Origin of the sequence: Lolliginicoccus lacisalsi, from assembly GCF_014841105.1 — a bacterium.
Classification (GTDB): domain Bacteria; phylum Actinomycetota; class Actinomycetes; order Mycobacteriales; family Mycobacteriaceae; genus Lolliginicoccus; species Lolliginicoccus lacisalsi.
In genome coordinates, this window is record NZ_JACYWE010000010.1 from 34,575 (window position 1) to 53,143 (window position 18,569).

Sequence of the window (18,569 nt, forward strand, 5' to 3'; positions counted from 1 at the left end):
CGCGCGCGATCCGCGCGCGAGCACATCCGTCCAGGAGCTTAGGAGCGATGCTGGTGATCGCAGGTTCACGCCGTGCGTTGATCACGATGGTGCTAGCTGCGCTTGTCCTTGCTGGGCCTATCGGCCTGCCCAGCATGACCCCGGCGAGCGCGGATCCTGTCATCACCGATTCCACCGATGCCTTGAACCGACTGTCGGAGCTCAGCCGCGCGGCCACCAAGGCCAATGACGAGGTGCTCGCCGCGGAGGAGGAGCTCGCGCGCCTCCAGGAAGAGCTCGCCGCGGCCGAAGCCCGCCAGGAGGGCAATCTCCGCACGGAGGCCGAGGCCAGCAGCCGGATCGAGGTGCTGCAAGTCCTCGTCGACGCGCATGCCCGGGCGAACTACCGGGGCACCAGGGTCGATCCCATCTATGCGCTCCTCACCAGTGACTCGCCGCAAGGCGTCATTACCCGGATGTCCGCGCTCGATGTCATCACGCGTGACACCGGCGAGCGGGTCAAGGACTTCCAGTCGGCGCGCGAGAGCTTCAAGCGTGCCGCCGCGAATGCTGCGACCACCGCGGAGCAGCTCCGTGAGCTCACCGTCGCTGCCGCTGCCCACCGCGACGAGGTCGAGCGGCACCGCGCGAGCCTCGAGCAGCAGATCGCCGAGATCAAGGCGCTCTACGAGAGCCTCAGCGCCGAGGAGCGGGCCGAGTGGGCAGGCTCGATCATGCCCCAGGGCTTCGATACGGGCGCGGTCCGTGGATCCGGGACCGGCGCGGCAATCGTGCAGGCCGCCCTGACGCGCCTGGGCCGGCCGTACGTGTGGGGCGCCACCGGCCCGGAGGAGTTCGACTGCTCCGGGCTCGTCATGTGGGCTCACCACCAGGCGGGACGTTCCGTTCCCCGCACAAGCCAGCAGCAAGCGGTTGGCGGCATGCCCGTTTCCCCCTCGGAGGCCCAACCGGGTGACGTCATCACCTATTACTCGGATGCCTCGCACGTCGGTCTCTACATCGGCGACGGCCAGATCGTGCACGCTTCGACCTTCGGGGTCCCGGTCAAGGTCGATACGGTCAACAACGCGCCGATCCACTCGATCCGCCGGTACTAGCAGCAGGCAGCCGCGATCGGGCTGCCCGCGATAGCCTGGGCACGTGCCTTGCCCGCGGCCGACGACCAGCCGCCCGCGCCCGGCGTCCCCATGGTCGGGAACCCGGGGCGCCCCTTCATCGAGATCCGGGGTGCTCGCTGCCCTGCTCCTGCTTGCCGTGATAGCCCTGCCAGCCTGCGCGGGCACCAGGGACACGGCGGGCACCGGCGATCCGAGCGGCGCCGGACCTACTGCCCCGGGCCGGACCGCCGCCGGAGCATCCAGCTTCGATGAGCAACGGCGGGATGCCGCCCAGGAGCTTCTCGACCGCTTCGCGCGTGCCCAGCTCGCAGGCGACACCGTCCGAACGAGCGGCATGATCCACCCCAGCGCGCCGCAGGCATTCCGGGCCTTTCACCTCGAGCGGGCCCGCAACCTCGCGGCATCCGATCTCGACGAGTGGACCTACGCCGTCACCGATGGCCCCGAGGCATTCGTCGCCACCGAGGACGTGGAGGAACAGGGAGTCCGTGATGCCTGGGCTCCCGAGATCAGGCTCAGGTACAGCAACGGCGGAGAGGAGCCAGGGGTCGACAGGCCCAGCGACATGAGCCTGGTGCTCGATGGCACGCAATGGTTGATCGGCGGAGCTCGGGAACCGGATCCCGCGACCTGGTCGCGAGTGCCCTGGGACCATGGGCCAACGGTCGAGCGGGAATCGCAGGATGGTGCCCTCGTGATCGCGCATCCCGGGGACGAAGCGCTCGCCCTCGAGGTGGTCGAGCTGCTGCCGGAAGCCGCCGCCGCAGTCACGCGGCGCTGGCCCCAGCCGGGGGAGAATAGGCCGATCATCGTCGAGATCGCCAGCAGCGACGATGAATTCAAGGCCCTCACCGGAGGCGGGCTGGCAGCGCACGAGGGCACCGCTCCCCGATCGGGAACCGCCGTGGTCGCGGCGGCGATAGCCAACCCGGTTGCTTCCCCATCCCCAGGGTCAGGGCAGCGCATCATAATTGCTGGCCAGGCATACGCGGGACTCAACAGGGAGGGCCAGCTCGCCGCGCTGAGCCATGAGATCGCGCATGTGCTCACCCGCTCCCAAAGCCCCATGCCGTTGTGGCTCGTCGAGGGAATCGCTGAGCTCGCTGCCAAAGGGGACCGCTATCCGGAGCCTCGCAGCGACGCCACACACGTGATGGACCTCGTCGAGCGGTACGGGCCTCCCGACAGCCTGCCGCGCGATGATCACTTCACCGGGGGCGGCCCCGCATCGCTCCTCGCCTACGAGCTCGCCTGGACATTCGTCGCCTACCTCTCCGCGACCCACGGGGATGCCACCGTGATCGAGGCCTATCGGATGGCAGACGCCGAGGGCGGCGGCACGCAGGAGTTCTCCCGCGCCCTCGAGGACACAGCCGAGGTCACCCTGCCCGAGGCCGTCGAGGGGTGGGGGCGCTGGCTCGTGCGCTAGCGCGGCCCTGGCAACGGTGGCGCTGCGAAGCCCGCGCCTTGTCCTGTGGGGCGCCCGCAATGCGCATACGGTATGAAGCATGCGTCGCACGTTGCTCGTCACCAATGACTTCCCGCCGCGGCCGGGGGGCATCCAGTCCTATATCCATACCTTGGCCTCGCTCCTTCCGCCCGACGACCTGGTGGTGTACGCGCCCCGCTGGCGGGAGGACTCGCACACGCGGTTCGACGCGCAGCAACCGTTCGAGGTGGTGCGGCACCCCACGACGCTAATGGTGCCCTCGCCCGATGTGCTGCGCCGCTCCCGGGAGCTGGTGCGCGCCCACGACTGCTCGGCCGTGTGGTTCGGTGCCGCGGCACCCCTGGCGCTGCTCGCACCGATGCTGCGGCGGGCTGGCATCGAGCGGGCCGTCGCGTGCACGCACGGGCATGAGGTGGGCTGGTCGATGGTGCCGATGGCACGGCAGGCATTGCGCATGATCGGCGATTCCACCGATGTCGTGACCTATGTGAGCCGGTACACGCGGGGCCGCTTCGCCTCGGCGTTCGGCCCGGACGCGGCGCTCGAGCATCTGCCGCCCGGCGTGGACACGGATGTCTTCCGCCCGGACGAGGTCGCGCGCGCGGAGATGAGGGCGCGCTATCGGCTCGGCGACCGCCCGGTTATCGTGTGCCTCTCGCGCCTGGTTCCCCGCAAGGGGCAGGACATGCTGATCCGTGCCTTGCCGGGGATCCAGCGCCGTGTTCCCGGAACTGCCCTCGTCATCGTGGGCGGCGGCCCATACGGGGACCGGTTGCGCGCCCTCGCGCGGGAGCACGAGGTGGCCGACGACGTCATCTTCACCGGGACAGTGCCCGCGGCGGAGCTTGCCCCCCACCATGCCATGGCCGATGTGTTCGCGATGCCGTGCCGCACGCGGGGCGCTGGCCTCGATGTAGAGGGGCTCGGGATCGTCTTCCTGGAGGCCTCGGCGTCGGGCGTACCCGTGGTCGCGGGCAGGTCGGGCGGCGCCCCGGAGACGGTGGTCGATCACGAGACCGGTCACGTGGTGGATGGCCGGTCGATCAGCGAGATCACCGATGCGATCACCGAGGTGCTGGCGGATCCCGATCGCGCGCGCTCGATGGGGCGCGCGGGGCGCGAATGGGTCACCGAGAACTGGCAGTGGCAGACGATGGCCGAGCGGCTGCGCGGCTTCCTCGACGGTACCGGGGTGCGCGCCTAGAGCGGGGCGCTGTCGGCGGGCCGCGCCGGGGGCGGCACGCCGCGCTCGCCGCGCTTGCCGCCAAACGCGATAGAAACCACGGATATCCCACCGCATTTTCTATCGCGTTTGGCCGTTTCCGGTGCTTTTGCCGCGCCGCCCGCGCGCCGCCCGCGCCCCGCCCGCGCCGCCCGCCCCGCGGGCCCCACAGCAGGCGGGAGAAACGAAAGTGGCCCGCCGCGATGAGCGGCGGGCCACATCCTCGAAGGCCAGGTCCTACTTCTGGTACAGGGCCTCGATCTCGTCGGCGAACTTCTCCGCGACGACCTTGCGCTTCAGCTTCATCGACGGCGTGAGCTCGCCGGTGGCCTCGGTGAAGTCGATCGGGAGGATCTTGTACTTCTTGATGGACTCCGCGCTCGACACCGTCTGGTTGGCCTGCTTGACCACGGAATCGATCTCGGCGATCAGGTCAGGATCGTTGCGCACCGCATCGACGGCGGTATCGCCCGACTTGCCGTGCCGCTCGAGCCATCCGGGCAGCGCCTCGGGATCGAGGGTGAGGAGCGCACCGATGAATGGCTTCTGGTCGCCCACGACCATGGCCTGGCTGATGATCGCGCTCGAGCGCAGCACGTCCTCGAGACCGGCGGGGGAGACGTTCTTGCCACCAGCGGTGACGATGATCTCCTTCTTGCGGCCATTGATGAACAGGTAGCCGTCCTCGTCGAGGGAACCGAGGTCGCCGGTGTGGAACCAGCCATCCTCGATGGACTCCTTGGTGGCCTTCGGGTTCTGCCAATAGCCCTCGAGCACCACGGGGCCGGCGAGGAGGATCTCGCCGTCCTCGGCGATGCGCACCTTCGAGCCGGGCAGGGGACGACCGACCGAGCCGATGCGGTTGTGGTCCGGGGTGTTGACGGTGATCGCCGCGCTGGTCTCGGTGAGGCCGTAGCCCTCGAACACGGTCAGGCCGGCGCCGCGGAAGAAGTGGCCGAGGCGGGCGCCGAGGGGCGCGCCACCGGCGATGGCACCGGTGCATTCACCGCCGAGGGCGGCGAGCAGCTTCTTGTACACGAGCTTGCTGAACAGCGCGTGCTTGGCCTTGAGGCCGAACTTGGCGCCGCCCTCATCGAGGGCCTTGCTGTAGGCGATCGCGGTGTCGGCGGCGGAGTCGAAGATCTTGCCCTTGCCCGCGGCGTGGGCCTTGGAGCGGGCACCGTTGAACACCTTCTCGAAGATGCGCGGAACCGCGAGGAGGACGGTGGGCTTGAACGTGCCGAGGTGCTCGACGATGTTGGCGATGTCGGAGGTGTGCCCGACGGTGACGCGTGCCTCGACGCACGCGATGCTGATCACGCGGGCGAAGATGTGCGCGAGCGGCAGGAACAGCAGGGTGCGCGAGTCCTCCTGCAGGTAGGACGACAGGCTCGACGCGAGGATGGACTTGACCTCGGCCTGGAGGTTGTAGTGCGTGAGCTGCACGCCCTTGGGCCGTCCGGTGGTGCCGGAGGTGTAGATCAGGGTGGCGGGATCGGACGCCTTGAGGCTGTTGACCCGCTCGGTCACGACGTCATCGTCGAGATCGGCCCCGGCGGCGACGAGCTCGTCGAGGGCGCCCTCGTCGATCACCAGGACCTTCTTCAGGGCCTTGGCGGCATCGGTGACGGCCTTGTGGGCGGTCGCGTTCTCGGTGGTCTCGACGACCAGGACGACGGCGGCGGAGTCCTCGAGGATCCACTCGACCTGGTCGGAGGACGAGGAGGCGTAGATCGGCACGGTCACGCCGCCCGCGCTCCAGATCGCGTAATCAAGGACGGTCCACTCGTACCGAGTGTTGGCGAGCAGTGCTACGCGGTCCCCGTGCTTCACGCCGACAGTGATAAGGCCCTTGGCGACCCCGGTCACGTCCTTGGCGAAATCGGCGGCGGTGATGTCTGCCCAGGCGCCGTCAACAAGCCGCTGGAACAGGGGATAGGTGGGGCTTTCTGCGGCATTGCGCGCGACGGCATCCGCGCATGACACATCCTCAGGAATCGTAAATGTTGCCGGTACGCTGAACTCGTGCACTAGGCACCTCCGGGATCATCCGTGCATCGTTGAAGTGGTGCCCCACACTTTAACGTGTCTTTGCCTGGGGTGGAGGACCAGCGAGGCGGGTTTCGCGGGCACGCTATCGCCGGAGCCGTGCTGGTGCGCTGCCAACGCGTATGTGATGCTAAGGGGGTGAGCAGCATTCATGTCGCCGATGACACGTTCATCGCTGCCGCGCCCGTGCGGGTCGCGGCGATTCTGGGTGACCGTTCCACGTGGCGGCGCTGGTGGCCAGGCCTGGACCTGGTAGTGCGCGAGGACCGCGCGGATAAGGGAATCCGCTGGCAGGTCCATGGGCCCCTCGACGGCACGATGGAGGTGTGGCTCGAGGCGGTTCTCGACGGCACGATCCTGCACTACTTCCTCCACGCGGAACCGGCCGGACCTGGTGCGCAGGCGGTGCTGAAGAACCTTGCCGGGGCCAACCGGGCGCGGCGCGCGCAGGGCCGGGCGATGGCGTTCGAGGCAAAGATGGGGGCGGAACGGGGCCGCCGAGTCGGCGAGCCCGCTGTGGCGGCCCCCGCGGCAGGGTAGCGTTTGCATCATGACGGAAAGGACTACGCAGTCGATCGTGATCGAAGCCCCGGCCGAGCGTGTCATGGCGGTGATCGCGGACTTTCCCGCCTATCCGGACTGGGTCTCGGCCGTCAAGGAGGTCCGCGTGGTATCTACGCTGCCCAATGGGCATGCTGCGCGCGTGCACTTCGAGCTCGACGCCGGGGTTATCAAGGATAGCTATGATCTCCTGTACCGCTGGTCGCCCGATGGCCTCGCGGTGAGCTGGGAGCTCAAGGACGGCACCATCCAGAAGGCCCAGTCAGGCTCGTACGTGCTCGATCCGCTGCCCGACGGCAATTCCACGCGGGTCACCTATGAGCTGATGGTGGACCTCGCGATCCCGGTCATCGGACTGCTCAAGCGGCGCGCGGAGAAGGTCATCACCGATACCGCGCTCAAGGAGCTCAAGAAGCGAGTCGAGCGCTGACCGAAGACCAGGGCACCACCCGTGCCCCGATCACGCTGATCGTCGGCAAGGGTGGGGTAGGAAAGACGACCCTCGCGGCGGCGCTCGCGGTCGCGAGCGCGAGGCAGGACCGCCGGACCCTCGTGATCTCTACCGACCAGGCCCATTCGCTCGCCGATGCATATGGCCTCGATGGCCCGGCGGGGGACGACGGATCGTGGCATCTGGAGGACGGCTTGCTGCATGCGCGGCATATCGATGCCGTCGCGCTCGCCGAATCCCTGTGGACGAGCCTGGTAGAGCGGATCGGTCCGCGGCTTGGCAACGAGGGCGACGAGGCCATCGATTGGTTGTCCCTCGAGCCCGAGGAGATCACCGTGGTCCCCGGCGCGGAGGAGCTGCTCGCGCTCGTCGAGATCATGCGGCTCGCCGAGAGCGGGCAGTGGGACGAGGTGATCGTCGATTGCGCGCCCACCGCTGAGACGCTCCGATTGATCACCCTCCCCGAGACGGTCCAGGCGTACGCGGATCGCATCTGGCCCCAGCACAGGCGGCTCCAGTCCCTGGGGCATCCCGGTGGGCCCGGCATGCTCGCCGAGATCCTCGATGCGATCACCGCGAGCGCGGCGCGGCTGCGGTCGCGGCTCACGAGCGCGAGCACAGTGCGCGTAGCGCTGGTGCTCACCCCGGAGAAAGTGGTGATGGAGGAGGCCCGGCGCACGGTGACAGCCATGGCGCTGCTCGGCATGAACCTCGATACGGTGATCGCCAATCGTGTCCTCGAGCCGCATCCGTGCTCCCCGTCGGACGATCCCATCCACCATTGGTACAGCGCGCGCCTCGCGGAGCAGAAGGCCGTCCTCGATGAGCTCGGCGGGGCGCTCGGCGCGGTGCCGCTGCTCCGTGTCCATCACGCGGCGGCCGAGCCCGTTGGCCCGGACGCGTTGCACCGGCTCGCGGTGGTCCTTCCGGGGATCGGCGCGCGAGGGGGCGATCCGGGGGAGGTCGCGGCTCGCCGTGTCCCACGGGTATCGTGCGAGACCGGGGAGGACCTCAATGCGGTGTACCTTCTGACGATGGAGCTCCCGCTCGTTGACCCAGCCTCGGTGCGCCTCGGCCGGATCGGAGACGATCTCATCGTGGGCGCGGCGGGGATCCGTCGGCGGGTCCTGCTGGCCCCGGTGCTCCGGCGGTGCCTGGTCATTGGCGCGCGCATGGAGGGCAGCGAGCTCCAGATACGCTTCAGACCCAACCCGGAGGTATGGCCACAGTGGTAGACGGTTCGCCCACCGCCGAGCCCCAGCCCGCCCTGCGTGCCGCGGCCCGCGAGCTGCGCATGCTTGCCCAGGTGATCATCGACAAGTTCGAGCCTGCTTTGCGTGCCTACGCGGACGAGGAGCATGAGCCGGCCGGGGGAGCGGCCTGCACCTGGTGCCCGGTGTGCGCGGTTGTTGCTCTTGCCCGCGGGGAGAACCATGAGCTCATCACTGTCCTTGCCCGGCATGGCGCCACGGTGCTGGGGTTCCTGCGCACGATCGTGGAGAACGAGGACGAGGAGTCGATCGACGATATCCTGGTCGATCAATTGAACTCGATGTTCGACCTCGCCCGGGGATTCGCGCCCGCGGCCCATGCCCAGAACGGCGGCGCGGCGAGGAACCACGCTCAGCGGGCCCGTGCCTCGTCGAAGCGTCCTGCTACCGGGCAACCTGGGGCAGGAGGGGAGCATCCGCGCCCCCATCCGGTCCGCGAGAAGCGGTTCGAACCCATCCCCGTGCTGATCGGCACGTAGCGGCAGTGGCAGGATCGGGCCCATGAGCACCCGATCAGGGCATCCCGGCACGATCGAGCCGCTTGCCGTCGGCGTCGATATCGGGGGCACCAATATCCGCGCTGCGGTCGTCGCCCCCGACTCCACCGTCATCGACACGATCCATGCGCCGACCCCGCATTCGGTGCGTTCCCTCGAGAAGGCCGTCGCTGGTGCTGTCCGTGGCCTGATGGCGCGCCACGATATCGCAGCGGTGGGGCTGGCCGTGGCGGGCTTCCTCACCAAGGACCGTCGCGCCCTGCGATTCGCCCCTCATCTGCCGTGGCGCGGCACGGCTGTGGGCGAGACGATGCAGCGGCTGCTGGGCGTTCCGGTGGTCGTCGAGCACGATGCCAATGCCGCGGGGTGGGCCGAGCATCGGTTCGGGGCCGGGATGGGCGGCGAGAACGTGGTCACCCTCGCGATCGGAACCGGGATCGGGGTGGCGCTGCTGATGAGCGGGGAGATCTACCGGGGCAGCCATGGGGTCGCGCCCGAGCTGGGCCACTTGCAGGTCGTGCCCGAGGGTCGCGCGTGCCCGTGCGGGAAGCGGGGCTGCCTCGAGCGCTACTGCAGTGGCACCGGTCTCATAGATTCCGCGATCGAGCTGCTCGCGAACGATCCTGGTCTCGCCTCGCCGCTAGCGCGCGACCTCCGCGGCGACCCCGAGTCCGTTTCGGGCCGGCGCATCATGTCCGCGGCGCAGGACGGGGACGTGCTTGCCGAAGCGACGGTCAGCGAGTTCGCCCGCTGGCTCGGAGTGGGGCTCGCGATGGTCAGCGATATCTACGATCCTGATCTCATCGTGCTTGGCGGCGGCGTGGGCAGCGCGGCCCCCTTGTTCCTCGACGAGGCGCGCGAGCATTACGCGATGATGATCACCGGGGCGGGGCATCGACCGCTCGCCAGGATCCGTCGCGCCCAGATGGGCGAGGATGCGGCAGTGATCGGGGCCGCCGATCTCGCGCGCGCCGCGGTGGCGCGCGAAGCGGGACCGCGATGACGCGCGTGGTGGGGACCGCGCGCGGCGCTAGGCGGGCAGCCAATAGACTTCACACCGCTCGCTTGGCGAGCGGGCCACCAGACCACTACAGACAGGCGGTTTCAACTACTCGTGCGCTATTTCTATGACTGTGAGTTCATCGAGGACGGCCGCACCATCGACCTGGTCTCGATCGCGGTGGTCGCCGAGGACGGCCGGGAGTTCTATGCGGTATCCACCGAGTTCGACGCCGGGCGGGCGGGCACGTGGGTGCGCACCCATGTGCTGCCGAAGCTCCCGCCACCGTCCTCGCAGGTGTGGCGCAGCCGCAGCCAGATCCGTGAGGACCTCACGGATTTCCTGAAGCCTGCCGATGGCAACGTCGAGCTCTGGGCGTGGGTCGGTGCCTACGATCACGTGGCACTGTGCCAGCTCTGGGGAGCTATGACGGCCCTGCCCCGCGGGATGCCGCGCTTCACGCGCGAGATCAAGCAGCATTGGGAGGCGCATGGCAAGCCGGAGCTGCCCCCCGCCCCTGATGACGTGCATGACGCGCTCGCCGACGCCCGTCACAACGCGCAGCGCTTCCTGTCGATCGAGGCACTGCGAGATCGCAGGTCCCGGCGCTGACCCCACCGGGCGACGCCGATGCGACAGCCACCGCTGAGCTGTGAATTTCCACCCTCATGAGCGAAGACGACCGCAAACGTCCTACGCTAGGGGAGTGAACTGGACTGTCGACGTCGCGATCGATGAACTGCCGCAGCTCCCGCCGCTGCCTGGTGACCTGCGGGAACGGCTGGATGCCGCGCTCGCCAAGCCTGCCATGCAGCAACCGGGCTGGCCGGCCGGGCAGGCCGCCACGATGCGCACGGTGCTCGAATCGGTGCCCCCGGTGACCGTGGCGCCCGAGGTGGATGCGCTGCAGGAGAAGCTCGCCGCCGTCGCGCGGGGCGAGGCGTTCCTGCTGCAGGGCGGCGATTGCGCGGAAACGTTCGCTGACAACACCGAGCCGCACATCACCGCGAACATTCGTACCCTGCTGCAGATGGCCGTGGTGCTGACCTACGGCGCGAGCATGCCGGTGGTCAAGGTCGCGCGCATCGCCGGGCAGTACGCCAAGCCGCGCTCGGCCAATGTCGATGCGCTGGGCCTGCCCACGTACCGGGGCGACATGATCAACTCGCTGGCGCCCGATGAGCACACCCGGCAGCATGATCCCTCCCGCCTCGTCCGCGCCTATGCCAACGCTAGCGCCGCGATGAACCTGGTCCGCGCGCTCACGGGCTCGGGCCTCGCGGACCTGCGCAAGGTCCATGAGTGGAACCGCGAATTCGTCCGTACCTCTCCGGCTGGCGCCCGCTACGAGGCCCTCGCCAGCGAGATCGACCGCGGGCTGCGATTCATGGATGCCTGCGGAGTGACCGATCCCGCATTGCATGCCGTGGAGATCTTCGCGAGCCATGAGGCGCTCGTGCTGGATTACGAGCGCGCCATGCTGCGCCTCGACAAGCGGCGCGATGAGCCCCGTCTCTACGACCTCTCCGCGCACTTCCTGTGGATCGGCGATCGCACCCGCCAGCTCGATGGCGCCCATATCGCGCTGGCCGAGCTGGTCGCCAACCCCATCGGACTCAAGATCGGCCCGTCCACCACTCCCGACATGGCTGTCGAGTATGTGGAGCGGCTCGATCCGCACAACAAGCCGGGCCGGCTGACGCTGGTTTCGCGGATGGGCAATGGCAAGGTCCGGGAGCTGCTGCCCCCGATCATCGAGAAGGTGCAGGCCACTGGTCACCAGGTGATCTGGCAATGCGACCCGATGCCCGGCAATACCCACGAGTCGACCACGGGCTACAAGACCCGCCACTTCGATCGGATCGTCGACGAGGTGCAAGGATTCTTCGAGGTGCACAATTCCCTCGGCACCCATCCGGGCGGCATCCACATCGAGTTCACCGGCGAGAACGTCACTGAGTGCCTCGGCGGTGCGCAGGAGATCTCCGACCTCGACCTGTCGGGCCGGTATGAGACGGCGTGCGATCCCCGGTTGAACACCCAGCAGTCGCTCGAGCTGGCGTTCCTGGTCGCGGAGATGCTGCGCGGCTAGGTCCCGTTTCGCCCGGGCGCCTCGCCAGGGCAGGGCACGTCCCATGCTAGGGCAGAGCTGTCACCGTGACGGTGCTCCCTGGCTGGGCGCGCGAGCCCGCGCTCGGGCTCTGGCCGATCACCAGCGAGGAGCTCGAGTTCACGATCTGGCGCACCGCTACGCGGAACCCCGCCGCGGCAAGGGTCGAGCGGGCATCGGCGACCGAGCTTCCCAGCACGCCGGGCACGCGCTCGGCATTCGATACGACCAGCGTGATGGGTGTCTCCGCCCCTGCCTCGCCGCCGATCGGGGGACGGGTCGCCGCGACCTCGCCCGCATCGATGCCGGCATCGAACTCCTCGACGATCTCGCCGACGTTCAGGCCCGCATCGACGAGGGCCGCGCGCGCCTCGTCGGCGCTCATGCCGCGCACGTTGGGAACGATGATCGGCTCGCCCAGGCTCGGCGTGATCGTGACCTGGGATCCCACGGCCAGCACGGTCCCCGGGGCCGGGGCGAGCGACACCACGGTTCCCTCGGGGCGCTCCTGGTGATACGCGCCATCGCCGATCACCGCCTCGAATGTCCGGTCCCGCAATTGCTCGATCATCTCGTTGACAGGGATGTCGTCGTCGACCGAGGGCACCGCGGGCTGGCCCAGCGAGACGGTCACCGTCACCTCGGAGCTCCGGACCACCCGGCTGCCTGGCGGCGGAGCGATCCCGAGGATCGTATCGACGGGTTCCGCGTCACGGTATTGGCCATCACGGACAGGATCGAGCCCGGCCTCCTCGAGCGCGGACTCGGTCGCGACTAGGCTGAGCCCCTCGACGGACGGCACCGTGACATAGCGGCCAGAGCCGAACCACCATCCGGCCACCCCCACGAGCGTGGCGAGCAGCATGACCACGATGATCAGCACGAGCGGGGAGCGGGCGCCCCGGGATGCGGAGAGCCCTCGATCGGGCGCAGCGGGCGCCTGGTGCGGCGTGGGATGCGTGCCTGGCGGCGGGCCGCCCACCGGCAGGACCGTGGTGGGCGAGCCCTGCACCGCGGGAAGGCTCGTGGTCTGCTCGTTGGGCGCGCGGCCAGCACCCGGCGTTCCCGGGGCGGCGGGGGCCGGGCCGGTCGGGATCACGGTGGTCTGGTGGCTGCCGTCGATGCCGCCGGGGCCAGGAACGTCCTGGTCGTCGGGCGGCACGGCTGCGGGTGGCACGGTGCCGGTAGCGCCCGATGAGCCGGGTTTGCCCATCATGGACGAGACCGCGACGTGCTGCGCGGACTGGCGCGGCACGGGGACACGGTACGGGGGCAGCGCGAGCTTCTCCGTCACCGCGATCAGGGCTTGCACCATTGCCCCCGCATCGGCGAACCGGTGCTGCGGCTCGCGCGCGGTGGCCCGCAGGATGAGGTCGTCGATCTCGCGGGGTACCCCCCGGACCACCGAGCCGGGCGCTGGCACATCCTGCGAGGTCCGCTGGTAGGCGACGGAGATGGAGTTGTCGCCGCTGAATGGCACGCGACCGGTCAGCATCTCGAACATGACCACGCCGAGGGCGTACACATCGCTGCGCGCATCGGCACTACCGGTCGTGACCTGCTCGGGCGCGAGGTAGGCGGCAGTGCCGAGGATCATCCCGTCGGTGGTCGTGCCCGATGCTGCCAGAGCCCGGACCAGGCCAAAGTCTGCGACCTTGACCGCTCCAGCATCCGAGATCAGGATGTTCTCGGGCTTGATGTCCCGGTGCACCAGGCCAGCTCGGTGCGCGACGGCGAGGGCGCGCAGCACGGGCCGGACCACTGCGGCGGCGGCATACGGCGGCATGGGGCCGCGCTCGCGCAGCAGCTCGCGCAGCGTGCCGCCCGGGACGAGCTCCATCACCAGGAACACGTGCTCGCCATCGGTGCCCTGGTCGAAGACGGCCACCAGCGAGGGGTGCGTCAGCCGCGCGATGCTGCGCGCCTCGAGCTCGAACCGTTCGAGGAACTCGGGATCCTCGGAGAACCGGGGCTCCATGACCTTGATCGCCACGGGACGATCGAGGCGCAGATCCATTCCCTGGTAGACGACGGACATGCCGCCCCGCGCGATCGGCGCGTCGATACGGTAGCGGTTATCGAGCAGGGCGCCGACGAGATTGAGCGAGTCCGAGCCCCGCTGGCCCCCTGTGCTCATGGACGTCAACTCCTACGATGTTGGTGGAACCATCCTGGTTCCCTGCCGTACCGATGGTAGCGGCCAGCTCGAAGCCCTGTCTTCCGCCAGCCCGGTACCCGCTCTGGCACCGGCAACCGCTACGGTAGCCGTGTGAGCACCTTTCCAGTCTGCGAGGACGTCCTCGCCGAATCGGACGAAGTCCTGTCCCTGCCCGATGTGGCTGAAGCGCTGGGCATCCCTGTGACCCGCGTGCACCAGTTGCTGCGGGAGGATCAACTGCTCGCGGTGCGCCGCGACGACATCGTCGTGGTCCCGGCAGTCTTCCTCGATGCTGACCAGGAGCGCCCAGGTCGCAGTCGTATCCTGAAGCAACTGCCTGGTCTCATCGCGGTCCTGCGCGATGGCGGGTTCGACTACGACGGCGCGCTGGCATGGATGTACGAGGACGACCCGAGCCTGCCTGGCCGCCCCGTCGATGCCCTGCGCACGCACTCGGCGCGCGAGGTCGTGCGTCGCGCCCAGGCGCTGGCGCTCTAGCTGTTGCTGGTCCTCCCGGTCCGGGCCCCGGCGAGCGCGGCCCGGGCCATGCGCGGGGCCGCGACCGCGACGCGGGTGCGCTGGGGCACCACCGCGCGGCGGGCGAACACGTTGTAGTCGGCTGACTCGATCTCGTCGAGGATGCCGCGGTACAGGATCAAGGCGGTCTCCACGCACATCCGCGCCTCGGTGGGCAGCTCGGTGCAGCCGGACTCGGCTGTGCGGTAGTACGAGCGCGTGATGGCGATGAGGTGCGCGATGGCGCGCCGCGCCTGCGGCGTGGCCTCTCCCGTCGCTACGCATCGCGCGAGCATCGCCTCGTCCACACCGAACGCGGCGAGCTCGGCGAGTGGCAAGTAGATGCGGCCGCGACGGAAGTCATCGGCCACATCGCGAAGGAAGTTGGTGAGCTGGAAGGCGTCGCCGAGAGCGGCAGCGCCCTCACGGGCAGGCCGCGTGTCCACGCCGAACACCGGGAGCAATTGCAGGCCGATGACCGCCGCCGAGCCATAGGTGTACTCGTGCAGCTCAGCGAGCGTGCGGTAGCGATCGCGATGCTCCGGCGTGCCCGGGATATCCATCCGCATGGAGGCGAGGAAGTCCCAGAAGTACTGATGCGGGATGCCATGCCGGATGATCGTGGTGCTCAGGGCGAGGATGATCGGGTCCGCGGGCCGGGCTCCGTGCTCGAGGGCATCGCGGAGCTCCTGCTCGACAGTGTCGACGAACGCGGCCTGGACCACGGGGTCCACGTCCCCCTCATCGATGACGTCATCGACCTGCCGGGCGAACCCATAGAGGGCGTGGATCGCGGGGCGTTGCCGGTCGGGCAGGAGCCGGGCAGCGAGGTAGTAGGTGCGGGCATGGCGCTCGGTGATGCGGCGGCACAGCTCGAAGGCGCGGTCGAGCGTGGCATCGGGGGCGGTATCTGTCACGGCTCCAGGATTCCTACGCGGTGGGGGCAGGCTCGCTCGGTGCAGCGGCCGGCTTGGGCTTGCCGCGCACGAGTTCTCGCAGGCGCAGCGGGTCCTCGACGGTGAGGGAGCGTGCCGCGATGAAGGCTGCGGCGAAGGTGAGGGCCACATGTATCGGGTCGTACATCCCGTGGGCCCCGTCGGGGCGGAAGATCACCATCAGCCACACCGACAGGCCAGCGAGGATCACGAGCGACCGGTCGGACAGGGCGAAGCCCGCAGCGATGGCGATGGGCCACGAGTAGTACCAGGGCAGCGCGGCGGGGGAGAGCACCACGATCGCGAGGAGCGCGAGGAGCAGGCCGAGCACGGCGTCGCGCTGGCTATGCCTGCCCCGCCACCAGACGGTGATCAGGATGATGACCATCGCCGCGCCGCAGATCATGCGGGTGACATCGAGGACGCTCATCAGGGGGAAGCTGGTGAACCAGGTGACGATATGCGCGAGGATCGTGGGCAGGGAGAGCCAGTTGACGATCAATGCGGAGCCCTGGAGCGCGGTCAGCCAGCCCAGTCCCAACTGCGCCGCGAAGGAGATCGCGGCGAGCACGATCGCGAAGACGGCCACGCCAGGTATCGCGGTTCGCGCGAACAGCACCAGTGGGTGCGCGGGCACCGCGCCCCGCTCGGTGGCGTCCTCGCGCCGGTGCACCATCCAGATCCATACGATGAACGGAAGCGCGACCCCGGCGGTGGCCTTCACGGCCAGCCCCACCGTGACGACGGCGATTCCCGCGACATGGTGGCGCTGCAATGCCAGGACGAGGCCCGCGGTCATCAGCCCCACCATGAGCACCTCGTTGTGCACGCCGCCGATCAGATGGATCAGCACGAGCGGATTGAGCACCCCGAGCCAGATCGCGACCGCGGGATTGCCGCCGAGGTAGCGAGCAAGGCGCGGAACCGCCCACAGCGTGAGCAGGAGGCCGGGCAGCATCGCGACGCGCATCAGAAGGGTGCCGGCGACGATATTGTCCCCCGCGATCATCGTGACGGTCTTCGCGGTCAGCATGAACGCCGGTCCGTACGGGGCGGGCGTTGTGGTCCACACCGTGGAGACATTGTCGAGGATCACCCCGGGGTTAGCGACCGGCCCCACCTTGTAGGGGTCGAAGCCGTCGCGGAGCAGGGCGCCCTGGGCGATGTAGGAGTAGGCGTCGCGGCTGAACAGGGGAACGGACAACAGCAGCGGCACGGTCCACACGAGGACGGTGAGGCGCAGCCCCGCGAGGGTGACGTCGCCGCGCAGCGTCAGCCGGCCCAGCCGGATCCAGGCCCAGATCATCACCAGCACCCCGGCCCACAGCAGGATGCTCGCGATGACCATGCCGTGGCCGTAGCGGAGCCAGCCGAGCTGCATGTTCTCCAGCAGCGCATCGTGGCGGCGCAGGCTGCCCGAGCCGAGCCCACCGATCACCAGCACGATCGCGCCGAGCAAGCCCAGCAGGGCGGCGCGTCCCTGGGGACTGCCGAAGAACTCCCGCAGGCTGCCGATGCGCCGCTCCTCGGCGGTGGTGTGCAGCGAAGCACGGTGTGTGGCGTTCATCGGTGTCGATCATTCCCCAGGGTGGTGGCCATGGAGGCCAGGATCGCGATCATTGTCTGCATCGACCCTATCCCGGAGCGGCGCAGGCACGACTACCAGGCTCATGGTGCGCCGGTGATGCGCTGCGCCGCGAGGCGCCCGGAGATCATCGTGGTGGGGACCCCCACGCCCGGGGTCGTGCCACATCCGGCGAGCACGACGTTGTCGACGCCCTTGACCAGGTTGCCGCGGCGGAACGGACCGGTTTGCGGGAACGAGTGCGCCGCGGAGAAGGGCGTCCCGGCCGCCATGCCTTGCGCTGCCCACGTACGGGGCGAATCGAGGTGGTCGACAGCGAAGTGCTCGGTGATGCCCTTGTAGCCGCGCTGCTCGAGAACTCCGAGGAGCTCGGCCTGGTAGGACGGCTCCAGTGCATCCCACGCCAGCGGGGCCGAGACCAGGTTGGGCGTGGGCGCGAGCACCGAGAGGAGCTCGCGAGGAGCGTCCGTCCCGCCCGCGACCATGGCGGGGTCGGTGAGCGTGGGCCGGGTGATCAGCAGCGAGGGGTCGGACATGACTGTTCCCGTGCCGCGCCGGGCGGTGAGCTCGGTGAACGTGGTGTCCCAAGCGTCACCGAAATCGATCGTGTGGTGGGCCTGGGCGTCCCACAGCCCGGTGACGGACCGGGGGATCGTGCCGTGCAGGATGAAAGCCGAGGGGGACCAGCGCGTGGCCCGCCGGGGGATGCGCGCGGGCGTGCGGCCGAGCAACGTGTCGGTGATCGGCAGGTCTCCGGTGAGGACGAATGCATCACCAGCGATCCGATGGCCATCGGCCGTCGTGGCTGCCGTGATCGCGCTGCCGCTGTGCTCGAGCCCGGTGATCTCGGTGTCGTAGTGGATGCGGCCGCCTGCCTCGGTCAGGGCATTGGCGAGAGCCTCGGTGATCCGGTGCATGCCGCCGTCGGGGAAGTACACGCCGAGCGAGGTATCCATGTGGGCGATGGCGCCGTACACGCCGAGCGCCCGGGCGGGCGGCATCCCGGCATACAGGGCCTGGAAGGTGAAGATGCGCCGCAGGCGTGGATCCTCGATCCGCTTGGCCACCTGCTTGCCGAGGCGCCCGAAGCCGCCGAGCGCGACCAGCCGTGCGAGGTCGCGGAAGGCGGTGGACGAGTTCGCGAGGTCGAGCGGGGAGTCGAAGTTGGCCGCGATGAAGCGGTCGTACTCGGTGTCGAACATCGCGGCGAGCCAGGCGCGCAGCTCCCGGTAGCGAGCAGCCTCGGCGGCCCCGCACACCCGCCGGACCTCCTGCTCCATCGCGTCGGGGTCGCTGTGCACATCGAGGGTGGTGCCGTCGGCGAAGCGGCCATGGTAGGCCGGCGCGAGCTGGCGGATCACCAGTCCGGTGCGCGCGCGGTCCGAGCCGACCGCTGCGAGGGCCTCGTCGATCAGGCTGGGCATTGTCAGCACCGTGGCGCCGCTATCGATGCGATAGGTGCCGCCGGGGCCCGGATAGGCACCGACCCGGCCCCCGGGGGTGGCGGCGCGCTCCACCACGGTGACGTCTGCTCCGGCGCCGCGCAGGTGCAGCGCGGCGCTCAGCCCGGACAACCCGGCGCCCACGATGATGACATGGTTCGCGGGCCGGGCAATGGTATTGATGCGTCGTGCTGGCATCGTGGT

At 69.3% G+C, this 18,569-nt stretch carries 16 protein-coding genes; 11 read left to right on the forward strand and 5 right to left on the reverse strand.

Going from position 1 to position 18,569, the window contains the following annotated elements; translation table 11 throughout:
- Nucleotides 1-53: 53 nt before the first annotated feature.
- From HT102_RS16370 to HT102_RS14665, 3 genes are all read left to right on the forward strand, one after another.
- Nucleotides 54-1,097 (forward strand): NlpC/P60 family protein, encoded by a 1,044-nt coding sequence (locus HT102_RS16370; protein WP_192040189.1) that lies wholly within the window; start codon nucleotides 54-56, stop codon nucleotides 1,095-1,097.
- A 130-nt stretch (nucleotides 1,098-1,227) separates the two neighbouring features.
- A complete protein-coding gene (locus HT102_RS14660; RefSeq protein WP_192040190.1) occupies nucleotides 1,228-2,547 on the forward strand; it encodes a hypothetical protein in 1,320 nt (439 codons plus the stop codon).
- Nucleotides 2,548-2,626: 79 nt separating this feature from the next.
- Nucleotides 2,627-3,772, forward strand: coding sequence for a glycosyltransferase family 4 protein (locus tag HT102_RS14665; protein ID WP_192040191.1), 1,146 nt, complete (start codon nucleotides 2,627-2,629; stop codon nucleotides 3,770-3,772).
- 255 nt (nucleotides 3,773-4,027) lie between these two features.
- Here the strand turns inward: HT102_RS14665 and HT102_RS14670 are convergent, their stop codons facing one another.
- Complete coding sequence (locus tag HT102_RS14670) at nucleotides 4,028-5,821, reverse strand: AMP-dependent synthetase/ligase (RefSeq protein WP_192040192.1); 1,794 nt, start codon at nucleotides 5,819-5,821, stop codon at nucleotides 4,028-4,030.
- Between the two features lie 156 nt (nucleotides 5,822-5,977).
- Here HT102_RS14670 and HT102_RS14675 point away from each other — a divergent pair, with 156 nt between their 5' ends.
- The 7 genes from HT102_RS14675 to HT102_RS14705 all read left to right on the forward strand — a co-directional run bounded on the left by HT102_RS14675 (nucleotide 5,978) and on the right by HT102_RS14705 (nucleotide 11,711).
- Nucleotides 5,978-6,379: a polyketide cyclase / dehydrase and lipid transport gene (locus HT102_RS14675; protein ID WP_192040193.1), complete on the forward strand. Its 402-nt coding sequence runs from the start codon at nucleotides 5,978-5,980 to the stop codon at nucleotides 6,377-6,379.
- 10 nt (nucleotides 6,380-6,389) lie between these two features.
- Nucleotides 6,390-6,830, forward strand: a complete 441-nt coding sequence (locus tag HT102_RS14680; protein WP_192040194.1) for an SRPBCC family protein — start codon at nucleotides 6,390-6,392, stop codon at nucleotides 6,828-6,830.
- A gap of 38 nt (nucleotides 6,831-6,868) precedes the next feature.
- Nucleotides 6,869-8,086, forward strand: coding sequence for an ArsA family ATPase (locus HT102_RS14685; RefSeq protein ID WP_333473487.1), 1,218 nt, complete (start codon nucleotides 6,869-6,871; stop codon nucleotides 8,084-8,086).
- Nucleotides 8,071-8,601 carry a hypothetical protein gene (locus tag HT102_RS14690; RefSeq protein WP_192040196.1) on the forward strand — a complete coding sequence of 177 codons (531 nt, stop codon included), beginning with the start codon at nucleotides 8,071-8,073 and terminating at the stop codon, nucleotides 8,599-8,601. The genes HT102_RS14685 and HT102_RS14690 overlap by 16 nt, the downstream gene beginning before the upstream one ends.
- Before the next feature lie 22 nt (nucleotides 8,602-8,623).
- The gene (locus HT102_RS14695; protein WP_192040197.1) at nucleotides 8,624-9,622 is read left to right on the forward strand and encodes an ROK family protein; all 999 of its coding nucleotides are present in this window, start codon (nucleotides 8,624-8,626) and stop codon (nucleotides 9,620-9,622) included.
- Between the two features lie 111 nt (nucleotides 9,623-9,733).
- Complete coding sequence (locus HT102_RS14700) at nucleotides 9,734-10,231, forward strand: polyadenylate-specific 3'-exoribonuclease AS (RefSeq protein ID WP_192040198.1); 498 nt, start codon at nucleotides 9,734-9,736, stop codon at nucleotides 10,229-10,231.
- A gap of 94 nt (nucleotides 10,232-10,325) precedes the next feature.
- Complete coding sequence (locus tag HT102_RS14705) at nucleotides 10,326-11,711, forward strand: class II 3-deoxy-7-phosphoheptulonate synthase (RefSeq protein WP_192040199.1); 1,386 nt, start codon at nucleotides 10,326-10,328, stop codon at nucleotides 11,709-11,711.
- Between the two features lie 46 nt (nucleotides 11,712-11,757).
- Here HT102_RS14705 and HT102_RS14710 read toward each other — a convergent pair whose 3' ends face one another.
- The gene (locus HT102_RS14710; protein ID WP_192040200.1) at nucleotides 11,758-13,866 is read right to left on the reverse strand and encodes a protein kinase domain-containing protein; all 2,109 of its coding nucleotides are present in this window, start codon (nucleotides 13,864-13,866) and stop codon (nucleotides 11,758-11,760) included.
- Between the two features lie 132 nt (nucleotides 13,867-13,998).
- Between HT102_RS14710 and HT102_RS14715 the strand changes: the two genes are divergently transcribed.
- Nucleotides 13,999-14,385, forward strand: a complete 387-nt coding sequence (locus HT102_RS14715; RefSeq protein WP_192040201.1) for an Rv2175c family DNA-binding protein — start codon at nucleotides 13,999-14,001, stop codon at nucleotides 14,383-14,385.
- On the opposite strand, the gene HT102_RS14720 is transcribed toward HT102_RS14715, so the two are convergent.
- The 3 genes from HT102_RS14720 to crtI all read right to left on the reverse strand — a co-directional run bounded on the left by HT102_RS14720 (nucleotide 14,382) and on the right by crtI (nucleotide 18,563).
- A complete protein-coding gene (locus tag HT102_RS14720; RefSeq protein WP_192040281.1) occupies nucleotides 14,382-15,320 on the reverse strand; it encodes a phytoene/squalene synthase family protein in 939 nt (312 codons plus the stop codon). The genes HT102_RS14715 and HT102_RS14720 overlap by 4 nt on opposite strands.
- A 13-nt stretch (nucleotides 15,321-15,333) precedes the next feature.
- The gene (locus HT102_RS14725) at nucleotides 15,334-16,905 is read right to left on the reverse strand and encodes an alpha-(1->6)-mannopyranosyltransferase A (RefSeq protein WP_192040202.1); all 1,572 of its coding nucleotides are present in this window, start codon (nucleotides 16,903-16,905) and stop codon (nucleotides 15,334-15,336) included.
- 101 nt (nucleotides 16,906-17,006) lie between these two features.
- Nucleotides 17,007-18,563 (reverse strand): phytoene desaturase family protein, encoded by a 1,557-nt coding sequence (crtI, locus tag HT102_RS14730; protein ID WP_192040203.1) that lies wholly within the window; start codon nucleotides 18,561-18,563, stop codon nucleotides 17,007-17,009.
- Between the last annotated feature and the right edge of the window lie 6 nt (nucleotides 18,564-18,569).

Coding starts and splice junctions, on each gene's coding strand:
- HT102_RS14725 (WP_192040202.1), bottom strand. CDS start 16,905: ATGAACGCCACACACCGTGCTTCGCTGCACACCACCGCCGAGGAGCGG.
- HT102_RS14680 (WP_192040194.1), top strand. CDS start 6,390: ATGACGGAAAGGACTACGCAGTCGATCGTGATCGAAGCCCCGGCCGAG.
- HT102_RS14710 (WP_192040200.1), bottom strand. CDS start 13,866: ATGAGCACAGGGGGCCAGCGGGGCTCGGACTCGCTCAATCTCGTCGGC.
- HT102_RS14695 (WP_192040197.1), top strand. CDS start 8,624: ATGAGCACCCGATCAGGGCATCCCGGCACGATCGAGCCGCTTGCCGTC.
- HT102_RS14690 (WP_192040196.1), top strand. CDS start 8,071: ATGGCCACAGTGGTAGACGGTTCGCCCACCGCCGAGCCCCAGCCCGCC.
- crtI (WP_192040203.1), bottom strand. CDS start 18,563: ATGCCAGCACGACGCATCAATACCATTGCCCGGCCCGCGAACCATGTC.
- HT102_RS14665 (WP_192040191.1), top strand. CDS start 2,627: ATGCGTCGCACGTTGCTCGTCACCAATGACTTCCCGCCGCGGCCGGGG.